Below are 19,274 nucleotides of genomic sequence, written 5' to 3'. Positions count from 1 at the left end.
AACGGCAGAGCCGTGCGGTAGCTGATGAGTGTACAAAAATAGAAAGCCTAAACTAGCTTAGTAAAAGGATGCCCGAGAAAAACTTGACACATACCGATTTGTGAATACGGTTGTGATTTATACACGTTTCTGTCCTCATTTCAGTAAAAGTGCCAGGTTTTGTTCGACATCCTATAAAAACCCTTGCATCTATTATATCAATCATTAGTTGTAAAAGGCAGCAGAATAAGCATAGTTTATTATTCAGTAGACATTATTTACTTTTTTTATTGCATCCTCACAAGCTCTTCTTTCATTATCTCGAGGCGTTTTAAATAAACCTAGTTCTCCATAACTTCCTGTCAACACTAATTCATACACATTAATAGGGAAGGTAAGGTCCAAATCTTTCCGTTGTTCTACATAAGCAATTTTTTTTTGAACTTCTTTAATATTTTTACCATTGTAATTACAACTTCCTTTTTTTGCTTTTACAAGTCCTAATATTGCTTTAATTAGTGTTGGTTTTCCCGCTCCGTTTGGGCCAATAACCCCTGTAATTTTACCTGAATTAAAATGTACAGATAATTCATTGAATACGGGAAAATCACCATAGGCGACCGATAGATTATGAATTGTTAACACAAAAAAACCTTCTTTCGAATTGTAAATAATAGAAATTTATATTTTTAAGGATAACCCAATATAATTTTTTGGCAAGCCTTATTTTTAGTTAAGCTTTATCGAACTACATTTATCGCCATATCCTAACTAGTACCATCTCGAAAAACACACTGAAACTGCTTAAAATATTTCTTAGTTCTTGCACTCACCCTGGCCCAAAGAGTGAGTTTTTTTGTTTAACAAAGAGAGGAGCGGACGCTGAGGTCCCATTGACTCCTTTGTACTGCTATTTAGAACCTTGATCTCTATCTTGTAGAGTTATAATAATTTCTAAAATAAAAAAACGATCTGTGTAGTAACAGATCGCGATATGATGTCCTTATACTTTGACTATACAACGATTAGTCAAAAATTTATTCCACTCTTTGACTAATTATTACTAGTTACCTAATTCTGTCCCATTACTCGCAATTACTCGTTGATACCAAGTGAATGATTTTTTCTTTCTACGCTCAAGTGTTCCACACCCCTCATCATCTTTATCCACGTAAATTAATCCATAACGTTTTTTCATTTCACCTGTTGTAAATGATACTACATCAATGCATCCCCAAACGGTATAACCAATTATATCTACACCATCGAGTTCGATGACTTTTTTCATTTCACGAATGTGGTCTGATAAATAATCGATTCGGTCATTTTCTTGAATAACGGCTTTTGATTTATCATCTACTGCACCAAACCCATTTTCAACTATAAAAATTGGTCGCTCATATTGTTCATAGAGTGTATTCAACGTGTATCTCAACCCTACGGGATCAATGGGCCACTCCCAATCTGTTGTTATAAGGTTGGGATTAGGTGTACTCCCAATAAAACCAGCACCTGTTTTATCTTCTTTCTTAGTACTGTCTATTACATGAGAGACATAATAACTAATGCCGATAAAGTCAACGGTTCCTTCTTTTAAATCGATAAGATCTTCATCAGTCATTTTTACTTGTATACCATTTGCTTCCCATTCTTTCAAATCGTAATTCGGGTAATGACCTCTAACAGACACATGTCCACAAATTGTAGATGTAGTCTAAATACTAGACAGAGATAAAGACGTACTTTTCCGATATAATAGATCTAATAAGAGAAAGGTTGTGTTCAAGATGCCAAAACATTATGATTCAGAATACAAAAAGTATGTCTGTCGATTAGTTGTTGAAGAAAATCGTAAAATAGCAGAACTTTCTAGAGAACTCGATATTTCTTACAGCACCTTAGAAAAGTGGGTGCGTTCCTATCGAAACCAAGAGAAGTGGCGTCAAACATCACAAAAGAAACGCGGCACGTCAACCATTCCTGTTTACAAAACACCTTCTGACTATGAAAAAGAAATAAAACAGCAGGAAAAAGAAGTAGCCCGTCTTCAAGAGGAGAACGCCATCTTAAAAAAAGCGATGCATGTCTTCACGCAAAACCAGGAATAAAGTTTCAATTTATCGAAAATCACCAAAATGAATTCTCGGTAGTGAGGATGTGCGAAGTACTGAACGTATCAAGAAGCGGATACTACAATTGGATAGCTGAAAAGCAGAAAGAACCAACAAAGCGCCAATTGTACAGGGAGGAACTAAAACAAAAAATCACTAAATTTTTCCATGAAAGTTTAGGGACATATGGCGCTCCTCGGATTCATAAAGATCTATTAGCTGCTGGCTATATCGTTTCTGAAAAGACGGTTGGTCGCTATATGCGAGAAATGAACTTGTATGCCACTCCTCTTGAGTCTTTCGTGGTCACAACCGATTCCGATCATGAACAACCCATTTTTGAAAACCTTCTTAAACAAAAGTTCGAAACGAAACAACCAAATGAAGTCTGGGTATCAGATATAACATATATCTGGAATGGAGAAGGTTGGGTGTATCTGGCTGCTGTTTTAGACTTATACTCACGTAAAATTGTTGGATGGCAAACTGGTGATCATATGAAAAAAGAATTGGCTCTTGAAGCTCTCGATATGGCGATCAACTTGCGGCAGCCAGAAAAAGGACTGATCCATCATTCAGACCGTGGAAGTCAATATGCTTCCCACAACTACCGAGATAAGTTGGAGGAAATAGGTGCTTTAGGAAGTATGAGCCGCAAAGGCAATCCGTATGATAATGCTTGTATAGAATCCTTCTTTGCGACCCTAAAAAAAGAATTGGTTTATCGCCGAAAATTTTTGACGAGAGAAGAAGCGGTCCAAACCGTGAACTGGTATATCTCTGTCTTTTACAATGAAAAACGACGCCATTCAAAAAATAATTATTTATCGCCTAATGAGTTTGAACACTGCCGCCAAGAGGAGATGCATCCATTGCATCCGACTATTTTTCAAGAAATTTGAGCATGTTCTTGTTGTTTTTTCCTAGGTTGATAATGCTCTTTGATTTTGACTTTTTCTTTATATTTTTCAAAAAAATGTCCATTTTCTTGACATAATTCCATTAAAGCTTATTGTTTACCAACTCAAACACCATGTGACTCTCGAGTTGGTCATTAAAAACCCTGCAGTAAGGTTTCAGCTTACTGCAGGGTTTTTTTAGGTTGAGCCGATTGTATTTGTATTTAATCGATTCAGCTGTTCGTGAACTTCTTTTGCCAATCCTTTATCTGTTGAAAGAATGAGGTGATCGCCTGTACGGATCATCGTTTTACCACACGGAATAATCGTGTCTTGTCCTCGGCGCACACCAGTGATCAAAATGTCTTCAGGCCAGTTGATATCTCTGATAGCTTTACCGGTAAAAGCACTGCCCGGAACTACTGGCAATACAAAAGAGAAACGTTTGCCAATACGTTTGCCATGGTTGCTGGCAATCAGTCTATCCAGCAGCTGCTCATAAATAGGTTTTACATTCAGAAGATCAGAGGTGACATAAGAAACAAGTGAAACAATGGCAAGCGGCATCAATTGGTTTAGACCGCCAACCATCTCCGTTACAAGCAAAATAGCTGTCAAAGGCGCCTTTCCAATCGAGGTGAAATAGCCGGCCATAGCAAAAATAATAAAATGCGTAAAAAAGATTTGCTCTACACCAAAATAAGTAATGGCAATTTGACCGATAAAGCAGCCGAGGATTCCGCCGAGAGACAAAATAGGAAGAAAGATACCGCCTGGAACGTTTGAACCATAAGAAACCATAAAGAAAACAAAACGCAAGACGAATAGGGCTGCCAATAGACCTAAAGGAAATTGCCAGTTTTCTAAGTTTGTCACGATACTGCTGCCGCCGCCAATCATTTCAGGCAGAAAGTAGCCGATGGGGATAATCAGCAGCAAAGGAATCACCACGTTATATCTTTTAGGGATCAAAGGAACTTTGGCGTATAAACCAGGAAGAGCCAGCAAGGTTTTACTGAAAAACCATCCGCTGAATCCTAAGAAGATTCCCAACAACACGACCCAGTTGTAATACCTCAATGGAAAGATGATCAATGAACCGATATCTAAAACAGGTGTTAATCCAAAGATGTTTAACGCCACGAAATTTGAAGAAACCGTTGCTGCAAATGTCGTGATGGCGACTAGAGGAGAAAAATTATGATGAACTTCTTCTAGAACAAACATTAACCCGGCAATAGGGGCATTGAAAGCTGCAGCCAAACCAGCACCGGCACCGCTTGACAGCAGCACAGATTCTTCTACTTCATCGCCTTTTGTCCATTCGCTGACACCTTGTCCAATTGCTGATCCTAATTGAATAGAAGGACCTTCTCGACCAAGGAACAGGCCTGAACCATTTGCCAATAAACCGCCTATAAATTTTCTCCAGAGAACGGAACGCCAATTTGTTTGGATAACTCCTTGCACTTGGCCTTCGACTTGAGGGATGCCGCTTCCTTTGATGTTTGGCTCGCTTTTTACAAGCGAACCAATGATCACGGCAATCATGACAGAAAAAACAGCCCATAATATCAGCCATTGAGGTTCTGTGTGGGAAAAGTGATAGAGGCGGATAACGAGATTTAAGATTTTTTGAATCCCAATACGAAAAGAACTGACGACGATTCCCGCGATCAATCCGGTTAAGATTCCTTTACCAATATAGCGAAAACGATCGTCAATGAATGACATCTTTTGTTGCTTCATTTCTAACTCCAACTTCCTTTTTCATACAATCTTATCTATTTATTATCAATCATAGATAAGGCGTCCATATTTATTTTACAACTTTTTTGAGAAAAATGAAGGGCAAAAGGGAAAAAAGCTGAAATGAAAACAAATATCGTGCTTTAAATCATGAATCATTGAAAAATAAGGCAAGCATTATTTTTGTTTATCAACTCCTTTCTAGGTATAATGGCATTAGGTTGAAGAAGCCAAAAAATTAAGGAGGAAAAACAATGGGTAAATTTGTAAAAGGTAGTTATGCAACTGTAGGTGAAGCCGAAAGAGCCGTAGATGAATTAGTCGCACAAGGTTACCGGAAAGATATGATCACACTTGTAACAAATCAAGACACCTATGACACAATGTCAGGAACAATGGATGTTGCCGTAAATACGGACCATGCTGAAGATAGTGACAACGAGTCTTGGTGGGACAAAGTGAAAGACGTTTTTACAACAGACACGTATGATGAAGCAAATCAAAATGACCCTGGCTACAATGCCGACGAAGATGTTTTAAGTCCTTACAAAGATGATATCAATAATGGGTACGTTATCTTGCTAGTTGATGACATGGATGGTACTGCTGGAACAACGACTGATACTGGCATAAATGAAACCGCTGGTGTGAACACAGAAGTTGGCATGGACAACCGTACAGACGCTAACGTTCAAACAGACGGTCTGAAAGATACTACAATGGACCGCACTGATCGCACAATAAATGATCAAGATCAAGAAAAAATTCGTCTACAAGAAGAACGCTTGAATGTTGATAAAAATGAAGTACAAACAGGCGAACTGCATGTCAAAAAAGAAGTGAAAACTGACACAGAAACAGTTGAAGTTCCTGTAGAACACGAAGAAGTAACAGTAGAAAGACGCCCTGTAAAAGATGGCGAACCAGTAGAAGGCAATCTTGACATGGAAGAAGAAGACATCACGATCCCAGTCAAAGAAGAACAAATCGAAGTAACGAAACGTCCAGTTGTTACAGAAGAAGTTAACATCAGCAAAGACAAGAAACAAGATGTTAAAAAAGTTTCTGAACAAGTCCGTAAAGAAGACTTGGATGTTGAAACTTCTGGAGATGTTCACGTCGAAGACAACGATGACGACACAACTCGTCGCCCATAAGATTCAACAGCTTTAGGCAAATCAACTTGAGCAACTGAAGAAAAGTTTGCTGAAAAATAAAAAAAGGCTGGGCTTGTCTCAGTTTTGTACAAAAAAGAAGGTCGCTTTCTCTTTGTGTTATAAGAGAAAGCGACCTTCTTTTCTATGCCTATTTTCCATTCTTGATAAGAATGGCTTGAGAGATTCTGATTGTCATAAATCTATCCTGTGAACGACTTATCACTTAAATCAGCTAGGTTTTGAAGAGAAAGACTTTTTCGAAAAATGTTAAAGTGATGAAGAAGGCTGAGTCAGAAGTGATGTTCTTTATTGCAAAGAGATTGACTTCGGTATAACAATTGCTTATGATTTGTTTTAGAAAACAGATTTTGTTCAACGCTAACAGACAAAGAAAGGACTTTGGAAAATGCAAAAAGAGGCATGACAGGCAAGTGATGAGTCAAAAAACTTGTTCAATGAAAAGGACTTTTTTAATCTAACAAAAGGCGGAACAACAAGATGACAGAGAAAACGTATCAGTATGTGTTAAAAGGAAAAGAGAAAGACCATACTTTGGCTGTAGCAGAAGAAGATTTTTTGATCAATGCGGATGGCGAAATCGATTATCCTATTGAGAAAGTACTGCGAAAGCATCAGTTGGCATTTGAAGATTTAGCTAAAATGGAAATTCATACGATTCAATTTATAGCACGTGAAGGGGACAAGAGAACGGTCCTTCACGAGATTTCATTGTACTAGATCATCATTCCCGAAAGTGACGAACCGGCGTGCAATTTGCTGGAACGTCACTTTTTTAGTGTGTCATTAGGAACGGCTAGTAAAGAAGGCGAGAAGCCATTAGTTCCTGTCAGCTTAGGAATAAGTAAGCGTAAAAAGGCAGCCATTTGGTTATCACTCTTCTTGGACGAAAGCTAAGTTGGAGCAAAAAAGCAGCTATTTATTCCTAGAAGAGTTGGAGAAGACAAATGACTGAGTGACCAAAGAGTGCTGGAAATTAAGGATTGACAAAGAAAAAAAAACGTGCTAATTTAAATAAGCAGTCTCGCAAAACGTAACTATTACGATTTGAAAAGGAGAAAAAATTTGGCAAAAAAATCAAAAATAATAAAAGCTGAAAAGCAAAGAGAAACGATTGCAAAGTACGCAGCGTTGCGTCAGGAGTTAAAAGCAACAGGCGATTATCAAGCGTTGGCAAAACTTCCAAAAAATGCCAGTCCTACTCGTTTGCGCAATAGAGATGCCATTGATGGCCGTCCCCGCGGTTATATGAGAAAATTTGGCGTATCTCGTATTCACTTTCGCGAGTTGGCTCATGAAGGAAAAATTCCTGGTGTGAAAAAAGCCAGCTGGTAGACATTGCTGAAGGAATAAAAATAGCTGTGCCGCTTATTCTGCAATGAGTATTAAATAAGATTTGATTTTATATTGATCAGTTAATGAAGAAGGTTTTTTTTATCTTTGCAATAAGAAGGCCTTCCTACATAGCAAAGACGAGAAATCATGTGAAAACATACAAATAGGAGAAAACAATGATGCAAAAGAATATTCGTTTGATTGTATTTTTAATTGCTGCGGTTGCTGTAATCAGTGGATGCAGTCTTTCAAAAGATACATCAAAAACAACAGATTTGACTTCAAAGGAGAAAGATCAAGAAGCAGCTCTTCAAGTTGTGACCACTTTTTATCCCATGTACGATTTTGCTCGCAATGTAGCGCAAGAACAGGCAAACGTTTCTATGCTGATTCCAGCTGGAACTGAGCCGCATGACTTTGAACCAAGCGCTAAGATGATCGCGCAGATCGAAGAAGCGGACGTATTCATCTATAACAGCGAAGAGATGGAAACATGGGTGCCTAGCGTGTTGAAGGCCATTGATACAGACAAAGTAACGGTCGTAAATGCAAGCGAGGGAATCGATTTGATTCAAAGCGAAGAAGATTCTGCTGAGATCGGTCATGAAGCAGAGGTAGGACATACCCACACTGTCGACCCTCATGTATGGCTGGATCCTGTTTTGGCTCAGCAAGAAACAGATAACATAGAGGCTGGACTTTCAAAGGCAGACCCAGCGCATGCTGAAGATTATCAAGTGAACGCGCAACATTATAAGGAGCAATTGAGCCAGTTAGATCATAAATTCCAAGAAGCTTTTGCTGGGGCAGACAAACGGATATTTGTGACCCAACACGCTGCTTTTGCTTATTTAGCGAAACGATATGATTTGACGCAAATTGCCATAGCAGGTCTCTCGCCTGAAATAGAGCCAAGTCCTTCCATATTAGCTGAATTAGCTGGATTTGTTAAAGAAAATGATATTCATTACATTTACTATGAGGACAGTGCTTCCTCTGCTACATCAAAAACGTTGGCAAATGAAACAGGCTTAGAACTGGAAACGCTAAGTCCGATCGAAGGAGTTTCCGAAGCTGACCAAAAAGCCGGTGTAGATTATATCAAAGTTATGGAACAGAATCTTGAAGCCCTTAAAAAAAGTATTCATTAAAAGCAGCAATGAAAAAACGGCCAAGCAGCCGTTTTTTTATTTTAGGACTATTTTTGATACACAGTCACGAGTCAAAGCGCATGAAAATTGGATGCTAGCTAAGTTTCATTTCCGTTTACAAGCGGAAATAGATTTGACCGTGTGATAAAAGCACGTTTATTGCACACTCGGAAGCAAAAATAGGTTTGAGTATGGGATAAAGACCCGTTTATTGCACACTCAGAAGCAAAAATAGGTTTGAGTGTGCGATAAAAGCACGCTTATTGCACACTCGGAAGCAAAAATAGGTTTGAGTATGGGATAAAGATCCGTTTATTGCACACTCGAGAGCAGCAACAAGTTTGAGTATGTGATAAAAGCACGCTTATTGCACACTCGGGAGTAGAAACAGGTTTGAGTATGGGATAAAGACTCGTTTATTACACACTCAGAAGCAAGAATAGGTTTGAGTATGTGATAAAAGCACGTTTATTGCACACTCAGGAGTAGAAACAGGTTTGAGTGTGCGATAAAAGCACGCTTATTGCACACTCGGAAGCAGAAACAGGTTTGAGTATGGGATAAAGACTCGTTTATTACACACTCAGAAGCAAGAATAGGTTTGAGTATGTGATAAAAGCACGTTTATTGCACACTCAGGAGTAGAAACAGGTTTGAGTGTGCGATAAAAGCACGCTTATTGCACACTCGGAAGCAGAAACAGGTTTGAGTATGGGATAAAGATCCGTTTATTGCATACTCGAGAGCAGCAATAAGTTTGAGTTGGAAATTCATAACATTTTCAGCAGAGGTTCTTAACCAACAAAGCAGGAATTTGACAATTTAAAGATAAAAAGGAAAAGACTCGTCGCAACGAGTCTTTACTTTCTTCTTTGCATGACAATATCAAAAGTTTGTTCACCGAGAAAAACAATCCCGACTGTCAGCAGAACTTTGACGGCTATCCGTGCGTCTAAAAAAGTATTTAAAATCAGGTACATCACGATCAAAAAAATCACTAAAATCAACATTCTTAAGGGCGTTCTTTTTTTCATATTTGCTCTTTCCTTTTTCATAAGTTAAGCATGATTGGTTGTTCCAATGCTGCTCGCATATTGCCTGTTTAGCTTATCATAATTAAATAGAGAAGGGCAAAGCAAATATTGATTAGAAAACGTTTAGATTGCTTTTTTTACAAAGGTCATTTTTCCTTATGTATTTTTTCACATTTTTGTTTTGAATGGTGTACACTAAAAGTAATAGGAGGAAAAAAGCATGTTGTCTTTGTTTATTCTAATGCTGGAACGTGGCGGCTTGATCATTTTACTAGCTTATTTGTTGATGAATATTTCTTATTTCAAAAATCTGCTAGGCAAACGTCAAATTTTCAGCACAAAAGTACAGTTGGTGATTGTTTTTGGTATTTTTGCCATTATTTCAAATTTCACAGGTGTGGAAATCAATCGGGATCGTATTATTTTAAATCAGCTTTTTACGAAGTTATCTGAAGGATCTTCGCTGGCGAACACGCGTGTTTTGACCATTGGTGTTTCTGGGTTGATTGGCGGACCTTTCGTTGGTACAACTGTGGGGATCATTTCAGCGGTTATTCGTTTCTTGCAAGGCGGCAAAACACTGAGTTACGTGATCTCCTCTTTACTGATTGGTTTATTTTCAGGGCTTTATGGATGGAAAACGATGAAAAAGAATGCCTATCCAAGTGTGAAGGAAGGGATGATCATTGGCATTTTGATGGAAGTCATTCAAATGCTGTGCATCTTGTTTTTTGGAGACACGTTGGCCAGTTCTTGGTCGCTAGTCAAGTTCATTGCGTTACCGATGATTTTGACCAATAGCATCGGAACAGCGATTTTTTTGTCGATTATTTTATCGACACTGCGGCAGGAAGAACAAACCAAAGCTGTACAGACGCACGATGTTTTACAGCTGGCGAATAAAACGCTGCCTTATTTTCGTTTGGGGCTAAATGAAGAGTCCTGTACGGCAGCAGCAAAAGTCATTCAGCATTTTATGAAAGTCTCAGCGGTTAGCATCACCAATCAAGAAAGAATCTTGGCGCATGTCGGAGCAGCTAGTGACCATCATGTTCCGTCACAAGAAATCTTGACAGATTTATCTAAGTCTGTCTTGCAATCAGAGGAGATCAGAGAAGCCCATTCGCGGAAAGAAATCGGCTGTAACCATCCTGATTGTCCTTTGGAAGCAGCGGTCGTCATTCCTTTGAAAGTCAAACAGCAAACGATCGGTACACTGAAACTTTACTTTACGGATGCGACCAAGTTGACCTTTGTCGAACGTCAGCTGGCAGAAGGCTTGGGAGAGATTTTTTCTAACCAGATCGAGTTGGGAGAGATCGAGCTGCAGAGCAAATTGCTGCAAGATGCAGAGATCAAGTCATTGCAAGCACAAGTTAATCCACATTTCTTTTTCAATGCGATGAATACCATTTCTGCTTTGATCCGAATAGACAGCGAAAAAGCACGCAAATTGTTGAATCAACTGAGCAATTTTTTCCGATCCAATTTGCAAGGGGCAAGGACCAACTTGATCCCGTTAACAAAAGAATTGCAACAGGTAGAGGCTTATCTGGAGCTAGAGCAGGCACGTTTCCCAAATCGATATGAAGTAACGATCAACTGTGATCCAGCTTTGAGCGAAAAACTCGTCCCGCCTTTTTTAGTCCAGATTTTAGTTGAGAATGCCGTCAAACATGCCTTTTCTAATAGAAAAACAGGCAATAAAGTATGGGTCGATATCCAATCAGAAGCAAAGGGTGTCGGTATTCGCGTAACCGATAACGGCAGCGGTATTGAACCGGAGAGATTGCAAAAGCTTGGAAAAGAAGTGGTGGATTCAGCTAAAGGCACAGGATCAGCCCTAGAGAATTTAAATCGCCGACTCATTAGTTTGTTTGGCGAGGAAGCAAGACTGCATTTTGAGACATCCGAAACAGGAACCACTGTCTCGTGTATGATCGCTTACCAGAAAGAGGGGAATCATCAATGAATGTACTCGTTGTAGACGATGAGCCGTTGGCAAGAAACGAGTTGTCTTATTTATTAGACCAATGTGAAGAAGTAAGTGAAATCAAAGAAGCTGATTCTATTGAAGAAGCGCTGGCAAATTTGATCGACTATACAGTTGATTTGATTTTTTTAGATATCCATTTGACTAATGAGAGCGGGTTGACGTTAGCAGATAAGTTGGCTACATTGAAAAAACCGCCGATGATTATATTTGCAACAGCTTATGATGAATATGCGGTCAAAGCATTTGAATTAAATGCGGTTGATTATGTCTTGAAACCTTTCGAATTTTCTCGTGTTCAACAAGCGGTCAAAAAAGCTTTTGACCAGTTTCAAAAAGAGGGTTTGCTAGGAGATGAACCTAAAAAAGCAAGAGTTGAGACTTTGCCGGTCCAAGTAGAGGAACGTATTTATATCATTAAGATGGCTGCCATCATTGCTGCTAGCGTCGAAAGCGGAGAAACGACGATTTATACAAAAGAACAGGAATTCAAGACACATGAACCTCTAAATGCCTGGGAAAAAAAGCTGGACCCGCAATTATTTTTGCGCGTGCATCGGTCTTTTGTGATCAACACGAAAGAAATCATCGAGATCCAACCTTGGTTTAATCATACGTACCAATTGACGATGAGCAACCATTTAAAAGTTCCCGTTAGTCGTTCTTATATGAAAGTTTTTAGAGAAACGGTCGGGTTAACTTGATTCGCTCATGAAACGGATGAATTTCAGTACAGCAGGCTTGCATTTGAGCCTGCTGTTTTGTTATCTCAGCTATAAAACGGCGCAAGTTCTCCTATTTTTTATATACTGTAATCATAAACGAAAGGGTATCCAGTATAAAAGGAGGAAGAAAAGAATGATCACATTACTTGGTGGTATTGTGCTATTGATCGTTGGGTATTTTACTTACGGACGCTATATTGAAAAAAACTTTTCAATTGATCCGAATAGAAAAACGCCCGCTGAAGCTTTAAAAGACGGGTATGATTTTGTGCCGATGTCGAAATCGAAGAATGCTATTATTGAATTATTGAATATCGCAGGCACAGGCCCTATCTTTGGACCAATTATGGGGGCGTTGTATGGTCCAGTTGCTTATTTATGGATCGTGATCGGTTGTATTTTTGCCGGTGGTGTCCATGACTACATGGTGGGGATGATCTCACTTAGAAACAATGGAGCACATTTGCCAGAATTAGCCAGCAAATACTTAGGTAAACCTGTCAAACATGTCGTCAACATCTTTGCAATGCTGCTTTTGATGTTGGTTGGAACGGTTTTTGTGACATCTCCAGCTAACTTGATCTCCAGCATTACGCCGGATTGGCTAACGATTGGTGTCATTACGGTTTTGATCTTTGTTTATTATCTGATTTCAACAGTTTTGCCGATCGATAAGGCAATGGGAAAAGTATACCCTTGGTTTGGTGCAATTTTAATCATCAGCACGATCGCAATCGGAGTCAGCTTATTAACTGGCGGACATGCACTGCCTAACTTGACGATGAACACTTTGCAAAACTTCCATCCAAAAGGTACACCAATCTTCCCAGCGTTGTTCTTTACGATCTCATGTGGTGCTTTATCAGGTTTCCACGCAACACAAGCACCAATGGTTTCAAGAACAAGCACGAACGAAAGAGAAGGCCGCTTTACATTCTATGGAATGATGGTAAGCGAAGGAATTATCGCAATGATCTGGGCAGCAGCTTCTATGGCTTTATTTGACGGCCAAACGCTTAGCCAAATGATCGACGCTGGTACGCCATCAGCTGTTGTTAACCAAGTTTCTGTTATGCTTTTGGGAAATGTCTTCGGTACATTAGCTATTCTAGGCGTTATCGTCTTGCCAATTTCTTCAGGGCTATCAGCTTTCAGAAGTTTGCGGACGATTCTAGCCGATTACTTGCACATTAAACAAGATACATTGAAGAAAATTTTAATGGTGACTGTTCCACTTTATGTGATTTCATTTGTACTGACAAAAGTTGACTTCAATATGCTTTGGAGATATTTCAACTGGGCAAACCAAGTAACAGCTGTCATCGCGCTGCTAGTTGCTACACGCTACTTGTATTTGAAAAATAAAAACTATATCGTTACATTGGTTCCAGGTTCATTTATCTTATACGCTTGTGTCGTTTATATTTTAAGCGAGCCAATTGGTTTCCGAATGGGACTAACAACTGTCACTTATATCGTGGGCTTACTCCTAACGCTTGGTATATTAGGCGTTTTCTGGAAATCAGGCGTCAACCAAAAAGAAACACTATCACCTGATTCAGCTTTGATCAATGACCAGCTCCCAATCAATACCTCTACAGCTAAATAAAAATCAAAACAGCCTTGCAGGAAAGTTTCTCCTTACAAGGCTGTTTTTGTATTTAGCATATACTGAAGGAAGGAAATAATTGGAGTATGGGATAAGCGAGCGTTTATTGCACACTCGAAAGCAAAAATAGGTTTGAGTATACACTAAGAGACTTTTAAGCAGAAAAACTTTTCGAGTAGGAACGCAAAGCAGTTATCGTTCCAACTCATCGATCAAAACCTATTCGAGTAGGAGCGCAAAGCAGTTATCATTCCAACTCAAATGCCAAAACTAGTCTGAGTAGGAACGATAAGCAATACCATCTAGTGTTTTTAACAAATGATTTTTAAAAGATAAAAAGGAAAAAACTCGTCCGTGACGAGTTTTTACGTATTAAAAAATCCCTTAAAGAGCTGTTTGCGCCCTCTAAGGGAAACTATCTTTAATATTATTTTATAGATTGTCGTCTGGGTGTTTGCGGTCTCTTGGTTCTTCATCCTCTGCGCTTGGCATTGGCGGCACGTTCGTATCGTTTGGAATAGAACGATCAACGGTATTACCAGGATTTATCGTGTCATCCGGCGTTGGCGGCAGAACATTATCTGCTGCTCCTGGACGGTCACCGCTATGAGGCGGCGCATTGGTAATATCATTGCCGACTGCACCATTTGGCATTGGCGGTTGGCCAAAATCTTCTGATCCGATTCTGTCCTCTGGATCCAAGTCAACTTCTCCTAAGCCATCATCGTTGTCATTCGGACGGTACGTTTGGACGACCGGATCTGTATTTGTATCAGAGTCTACTGTGTTACCCGCATCTAATGAAGCATCTGTATCTGGAGTTGCGTTTGTATCTAAGTCTCTGCCTTGGTCAGGCAAACTATTGGAGTGACTTGTATTTTTTGCTTCAGCGTTATTTTCGGTAAGCGGCGGTACACGTGTATTGCCTGTATCAGTTGAAACAGTAGCATCATCTGTATCATCGGTTCCCATTGTATTGTCAGGCATAGACGGGCTTATGGTATCATCTGTCGTTGGTGCATTGACTGAAGCTGGCGGAATGCCGCTGCCAGTAGTTCCTACCGTATCATCTGGAATAGGGGGAACACCAGACCCTCCAACAGTACCTCCGCCAATTGGTGGAAGACCCGTATCAGTAGTTCCTAAATTATCGCCTATTGGAGAAGGCATATCCAAGTTGCTGCTGTCTTGCACGGCAGACATCCCCGGGTTGTAATTGTTTCGATTTGAAGGATGAGTTGGCGGCGTACCTGTATCTTTGGAACCTAGGGTATCATTTGGCACAGGCGGCTCAGTCGTATTGCTGATGTTCGAGTCAGGTGTGCTGTCTTTGTAGTCGCGTGCACCTTCTTCAGTTGTAAAATCATCAACGAGTACAACGATTTTACCATTGTCGATGTCATCTTGGTAAGGTTCGAGCACTTCTTCGTCAATCTCATATCCTGAATCGTCAGCAGTGAAAAAGTCTTTGATCTTATCCCAAAGCGATTCATCATCCTCAGCATGATCTGTATTCACGCCAACATTCTTCAATTCCGGCAATTGATCTCTGGTTTCTTTATTGGTGACCAAGGTGATCAATTCTTTGTTGTAACCTTGTGTGGCAAGCTCATCAATAGCTTGGTTAGCTTCTTCGATCGTAGCATAACTTCCTTTTACAAATTTGCCCATCATCTTTTCCTCCTTTTACGTCATCAATGAATACACTTTTAGTTTATAAAGAACGCTTCCAAATAGCAAAGCAAACGCATTGAAGAAGAACAGGCTGCACCTAATGATTTTACACATAGAGACGAAAAAGAGCATTTTTATCGCAAATGAATGAATATAATTAGCGCAGCAAGAGCGTTTAAAATTGACAACAGTTGCAAGGAGCCGGCATAGTTGAAGTGGAAGAAAGCGATTTTAGATAGGAGAGAGGAATATGTTTGATAAGTTGCGCAGACCAATCGTTTTTCAAGGAGCAAAACAAAAAGCACCTTATTTTGAAGGTTGGTATTTTAAGCACGTTTCTGCTGATGAAAAAACAGCCATTTGCTTTATTCCGGGTGTCAGTTTAAGCCAAAAAGAATCTCACTGTTTTGTGCAATACATTTACACGTATGAAGATGAATATCAGCAGCAGAAAACCATCACTGGTTATGTTGATGAGCCGATCGAAGCTTTCCAGCACCAGGAAAAGCCGTTCCTCGTTAAAGTCGGCTCCAATATTTTTACGGAAACCTTTATATCGGTTGACTTGGAGGATCAGCAGATGTCGATCAAAGGAAAAATCGGATACGGTTCTTTCAAACCCATTGAATCCTCTGTTTTGCAGCCGAATATCATGGGCTTTTTTGCTTATATCCCAAAGATGGAATGCTACCATGGCGTCATCAGTATGAATCATTCATTAAGTGGCAGTTTAATGGTCAATGACACTCGCATCGATTTTACAAATGGAAAAGGATATGTGGAAAAAGATTGGGGCAGATCTTTTCCAAAGGATTATCGTTGGATCCAGTGCAACGACTTTGAAGACAAGCAAACGAGCTTGTTCTTTTCAGTCGCGCATATTCCATTTCACATTGCAGCTTTTAAGGGATTTATTTGCAATCTGGTCGTTAATGATCAAGAATACCGGTTTGCTACTTACAATCGCAGCAAGCTTCTGAAAGAGGAGCAAAAGGGGAATGAGCTGGTATTTGTTCTGGAAAATAAACAAGCACGTTTAACGATTTTTGCAAAAGCTACACATACAGGCGAATTGATAGCGCCTAAAAATGGTACGATGGAAAAAAGCATCAAAGAAGGCTTGATTGGGGAAGTGTCGTTTCAGCTGTTGGATAAACAAACGGGTGTCACTATTCAAGATAAAGGCAAAATGGCAGGCGTCGAGATCGTGGATGACATCTAAAGAAGAACAAGTGAAAACTTAAAGCGTCGCAAGAATAGAGCAGCAAAAAGTACTTGCTGCTCTACTGGTTTTATCAAATAAATAGTTAGTTTAAATCAAAGGACAAAGAGATTTTTTCTTCCGTTGGTTTTTCTCCTTGGACAGAAAAAGGATAGCCGGTAAAATGAAGCTTGATGTCTTTTAAATCTTCTGGCAATGCTGGCTCGACGGTAAAGAAAGAGGTGGCCGTGGATTCTGAACCGCCTCCTGAGCTTAGTCGGCAATGATAAGAAGCAGGTTCGATCGTTAGTTTAAAATCATAGTTGAAGAAGAATTCAGGAGATGTAGGGGAAGCTGTCCAATCGATATTGAGAGGGACGACACTGATATTCTCATATTGACGGATGTACATCACAGAATATAAAACTTGCTCTTTTTCGACCGCTTTTAGAACAGGAAGATACTGTTTAAAATGGAGCGGTTGAACTTCAGGTGTATAGTGTTCTTCATTTTCTAATAGATCAAAAAATGCTTCTAAAAATGCTTCTTGAAATTGGTACTTTTCGGCTAGATAGGTCCGTTCTTTTTCATCCGTTCTTGCAGCAGAAAATGCCATTGCCTTTCTTTTGTTGATCAACTGACAAAGTTGTTCATCGATAGCAGAAAGAGAAGCAGGCGACTGTTCAGTATCTTTTTCCATATGTATTGACCTCCGTTTTTTTATTAAAAGGTTGCTGACTGAATGAAGGAACAGTTTTGTTGCTTATTTTCGTTCTTACAGATGAAAAGAAATGTCTAGGCAAAGCAAATACTTTTCCACTTTCAGCAAACACTCTATAAACTCTTTTAGTTTAACAGATACCTACCTTATTCAAAAATGAAATCTAAAAGATTTTTTTAGTTCAAGATATTTTTATCATGAATACAGAGGCGTTTATTTTTCTTTTCTAGTACCAAAAGCAATCGAAGAGGAAGGTGCTTAACCCTATGAAATGTTAAAAAATTGAATATTCAAGAACAAAAAAATCAACGTTGACACTTATTAAAGTGATGATGTAAAGTATGGTAAGCGCTCATATTCAATAGATATTGAATAATGTTAATCAGGGAATAACAAAACATCATGTTCAAGGTGAATAACCTTTTTATTATACTTAGATTAGGTTTTTACTTAACTTATTTTTTGAATAATCAATACTATTTTTTAACAGGATTTCTATCTTATACATTTAGCACATTTGTTTTCCTATTTTTTGTCTTTGATGAGATTGAGAGTTATAAAGCGCTTAAATTAGAAAAAGGAAAAAACAATTAAATAAAAAAAGCATGAACAAAGAAATACCTTTTGTAACAAAAAAAAGCTTTAAAAATTTTCTGCAATCGTTTATACTTAAGAAGGTTGCTCAACAACTAACATGGATAACCAATATATAAATAAAACGATCTGATAGTTCAGCGGGAGAATACATCCTTGACAGGGATGGGGTCGGGGGTTCGAATCCCTCTCAGATCATCTAACTTGGTAGGTAGAATGCTGATATAGCAACGTCTTGTAATTTTAATCGCACAATCGTCGCACTATTATTCAAGAAAACAATTCAGCAATCACATTATCCGATATCTGATAAGACTTATGCTGTAGCTCCTGAATGACGTGTGTGTACACTTCCATAGTGGTAGTTGGTGACGAATGTCCTACTCTTTTAGCTACTGATGCAATATCTATGCCTCTGTATAATATAATAGAAACGTGTGTATGTCTTAAAGCGTGGAATGTGACTACTTGTATGCCTGCACGTTCGCAAGCATGAGAGAGTGATTTGTTTGCCGCATTATTCGATGGCGGTGTACCGTCAAATTGAGAGAACACTAAATATTTTGGATTTCTAATCATCCTAGATAGTTGGCGTTCTTTTTGTCTTGTCACAAACGTTTGTAGATCTGCCATGATGATGATTCGACTTTTATTGTTCGTTTGCTGCCGTCTGTTTTAGTTGTTTTGAATTGTTTATTTTTTAAAGTCCCACGTCTGCTTGATGCTGATCGTATTTTCTTTAAAATTTAAGCAGTCGTATATCAATCCAGCGACTATAGTCCACTTTTTTTCTTCTGGCAGCTCGGTTGCTTCTTCTAATTCCACTATACTTTCTTCGTCTTCGCGTGATTGTGCCTCTCCAACGCATTTAAGAAGGCTGCCTACAGTTTGATGACTAATCATGATGGACCTCCATTCTTTCAGTAATTCAGTGGTGTCGCGGTACGTACACTTACTAGCTAGTTCTGCCACTTTGACTTCTACGAGCGGACTATGGCGTTGATAATCTCGAATACCGAACCATTCGTCTAATGGGTAATGGTTTTGATTCTCTTGATCTACCATTAGGGTACGACGGTAACGAACAGGACCAAAAATAAGCTCAACGGTTTTCCGGTCTTCTCTTTTCACTTTCCACCCATCACTTTGTTTTTGTTCTTTGATCACTTGATTGATATGAGAAAAGATATCGCCTACTAATTCAGCGAATAAATCGTACATATAGAGCTGTATCAACTCCTCTGTCCTAATTAAATCGCTTGATTCCTTTATTATTTCATATAATTTTGTTATAATTTTATCCATAAGAAGGCTTCTTTCGTTT

Annotated in this window: 16 protein-coding genes, 1 tRNA gene and 2 pseudogenes; 11 read left to right on the top strand and 8 right to left on the bottom strand. The window is 39.0% G+C overall.

Annotated features, from left to right (window positions below):
• Window positions 1-258 precede the first annotated feature (258 nt).
• Window positions 259-624 (bottom strand): annotated as a pseudogene (locus BM057_RS09370) (metal ABC transporter ATP-binding protein); the annotation flags it as partial.
• A gap of 418 nt (window positions 625-1,042) precedes the next feature.
• Window positions 1,043-1,636 carry a family 1 glycosylhydrolase gene (locus BM057_RS09365; protein ID WP_218147465.1) on the bottom strand — a complete coding sequence of 198 codons (594 nt, stop codon included), beginning with the start codon at window positions 1,634-1,636 and terminating at the stop codon, window positions 1,043-1,045.
• Between the two features lie 130 nt (window positions 1,637-1,766).
• Here BM057_RS09365 and BM057_RS09360 point away from each other — a divergent pair, with 130 nt between their 5' ends.
• Together BM057_RS09360 and BM057_RS09355 are read left to right on the top strand one after the other, a co-directional pair.
• Complete coding sequence (locus BM057_RS09360; RefSeq protein ID WP_092093251.1) at window positions 1,767-2,087, top strand: transposase; 321 nt, start codon at window positions 1,767-1,769, stop codon at window positions 2,085-2,087.
• Window positions 2,084-2,992, top strand: a complete 909-nt coding sequence (locus tag BM057_RS09355; RefSeq protein ID WP_143074503.1) for an IS3 family transposase — start codon at window positions 2,084-2,086, stop codon at window positions 2,990-2,992. The genes BM057_RS09360 and BM057_RS09355 overlap by 4 nt, the downstream gene beginning before the upstream one ends.
• Window positions 2,993-3,187: 195 nt before the next feature.
• Here the strand turns inward: BM057_RS09355 and BM057_RS09350 are convergent, their stop codons facing one another.
• Complete coding sequence (locus BM057_RS09350) at window positions 3,188-4,738, bottom strand: ClC family H(+)/Cl(-) exchange transporter (RefSeq protein ID WP_092093239.1); 1,551 nt, start codon at window positions 4,736-4,738, stop codon at window positions 3,188-3,190.
• A gap of 254 nt (window positions 4,739-4,992) precedes the next feature.
• Here BM057_RS09350 and BM057_RS09345 point away from each other — a divergent pair, with 254 nt between their 5' ends.
• The 4 genes from BM057_RS09345 to BM057_RS09330 all read left to right on the top strand — a co-directional run bounded on the left by BM057_RS09345 (window position 4,993) and on the right by BM057_RS09330 (window position 8,399).
• Window positions 4,993-5,895 (top strand): YsnF/AvaK domain-containing protein, encoded by a 903-nt coding sequence (locus BM057_RS09345; protein ID WP_092093236.1) that lies wholly within the window; start codon window positions 4,993-4,995, stop codon window positions 5,893-5,895.
• 498 nt (window positions 5,896-6,393) lie between these two features.
• Window positions 6,394-6,633, top strand: coding sequence for a hypothetical protein (locus tag BM057_RS09340; protein WP_092093233.1), 240 nt, complete (start codon window positions 6,394-6,396; stop codon window positions 6,631-6,633).
• Window positions 6,634-6,978: 345 nt separating this feature from the next.
• Entirely contained in the window at window positions 6,979-7,248 is a 270-nt protein-coding gene (rpsN, locus tag BM057_RS09335; protein WP_092093230.1) for a 30S ribosomal protein S14, read from the top strand.
• A 179-nt stretch (window positions 7,249-7,427) separates the two neighbouring features.
• Complete coding sequence (locus tag BM057_RS09330; RefSeq protein WP_047389974.1) at window positions 7,428-8,399, top strand: metal ABC transporter substrate-binding protein; 972 nt, start codon at window positions 7,428-7,430, stop codon at window positions 8,397-8,399.
• An 860-nt stretch (window positions 8,400-9,259) separates the two neighbouring features.
• Here the strand turns inward: BM057_RS09330 and BM057_RS11695 are convergent.
• Entirely contained in the window at window positions 9,260-9,433 is a 174-nt protein-coding gene (locus tag BM057_RS11695) for a hypothetical protein (protein WP_177186225.1), read from the bottom strand.
• Between the two features lie 220 nt (window positions 9,434-9,653).
• Here BM057_RS11695 and BM057_RS09325 point away from each other — a divergent pair, with 220 nt between their 5' ends.
• The 3 genes from BM057_RS09325 to BM057_RS09315 all read left to right on the top strand — a co-directional run bounded on the left by BM057_RS09325 (window position 9,654) and on the right by BM057_RS09315 (window position 13,760).
• Complete coding sequence (locus BM057_RS09325) at window positions 9,654-11,405, top strand: sensor histidine kinase (RefSeq protein WP_092093227.1); 1,752 nt, start codon at window positions 9,654-9,656, stop codon at window positions 11,403-11,405.
• Window positions 11,402-12,130 (top strand): LytTR family transcriptional regulator DNA-binding domain-containing protein, encoded by a 729-nt coding sequence (locus BM057_RS09320; RefSeq protein ID WP_092093224.1) that lies wholly within the window; start codon window positions 11,402-11,404, stop codon window positions 12,128-12,130. The genes BM057_RS09325 and BM057_RS09320 overlap by 4 nt, the downstream gene beginning before the upstream one ends.
• Before the next feature lie 154 nt (window positions 12,131-12,284).
• Window positions 12,285-13,760: a carbon starvation CstA family protein gene (locus BM057_RS09315; protein WP_092093221.1), complete on the top strand. Its 1,476-nt coding sequence runs from the start codon at window positions 12,285-12,287 to the stop codon at window positions 13,758-13,760.
• Window positions 13,761-14,192: 432 nt separating this feature from the next.
• On the opposite strand, the gene BM057_RS09310 is transcribed toward BM057_RS09315, so the two are convergent.
• Entirely contained in the window at window positions 14,193-15,431 is a 1,239-nt protein-coding gene (locus BM057_RS09310; RefSeq protein WP_177186224.1) for a YflT domain-containing protein, read from the bottom strand.
• A 253-nt stretch (window positions 15,432-15,684) separates the two neighbouring features.
• Here BM057_RS09310 and BM057_RS09305 point away from each other — a divergent pair, with 253 nt between their 5' ends.
• Window positions 15,685-16,656 (top strand): tocopherol cyclase family protein, encoded by a 972-nt coding sequence (locus tag BM057_RS09305; RefSeq protein WP_092093216.1) that lies wholly within the window; start codon window positions 15,685-15,687, stop codon window positions 16,654-16,656.
• A gap of 85 nt (window positions 16,657-16,741) precedes the next feature.
• Here the strand turns inward: BM057_RS09305 and BM057_RS09300 are convergent, their stop codons facing one another.
• Window positions 16,742-17,335 carry a hypothetical protein gene (locus tag BM057_RS09300; RefSeq protein WP_092093213.1) on the bottom strand — a complete coding sequence of 198 codons (594 nt, stop codon included), beginning with the start codon at window positions 17,333-17,335 and terminating at the stop codon, window positions 16,742-16,744.
• Between the two features lie 741 nt (window positions 17,336-18,076).
• On the opposite strand from BM057_RS09300, the gene BM057_RS09295 reads away from it, so the two are divergent.
• A tRNA-Val gene (locus tag BM057_RS09295) sits at window positions 18,077-18,148 on the top strand.
• A 72-nt stretch (window positions 18,149-18,220) separates the two neighbouring features.
• Here the strand turns inward: BM057_RS09295 and BM057_RS12130 are convergent.
• Both BM057_RS12130 and BM057_RS09285 read right to left on the bottom strand, forming a co-directional pair.
• Window positions 18,221-18,598: pseudogene (locus tag BM057_RS12130) on the bottom strand (tyrosine-type recombinase/integrase); the annotation flags it as partial.
• Window positions 18,599-18,643: 45 nt separating this feature from the next.
• The gene (locus BM057_RS09285; protein ID WP_081981879.1) at window positions 18,644-19,255 is read right to left on the bottom strand and encodes a UPF0236 family transposase-like protein; all 612 of its coding nucleotides are present in this window, start codon (window positions 19,253-19,255) and stop codon (window positions 18,644-18,646) included.
• Between the last annotated feature and the right edge of the window lie 19 nt (window positions 19,256-19,274).

This window comes from Pisciglobus halotolerans (assembly GCF_900113675.1).
GTDB lineage: Bacteria > Bacillota > Bacilli > Lactobacillales > Carnobacteriaceae > Pisciglobus > Pisciglobus halotolerans.
Note: the sequence above shows the minus strand (reverse complement) of the source record. Positions and strands in the feature narration are given on the sequence as shown.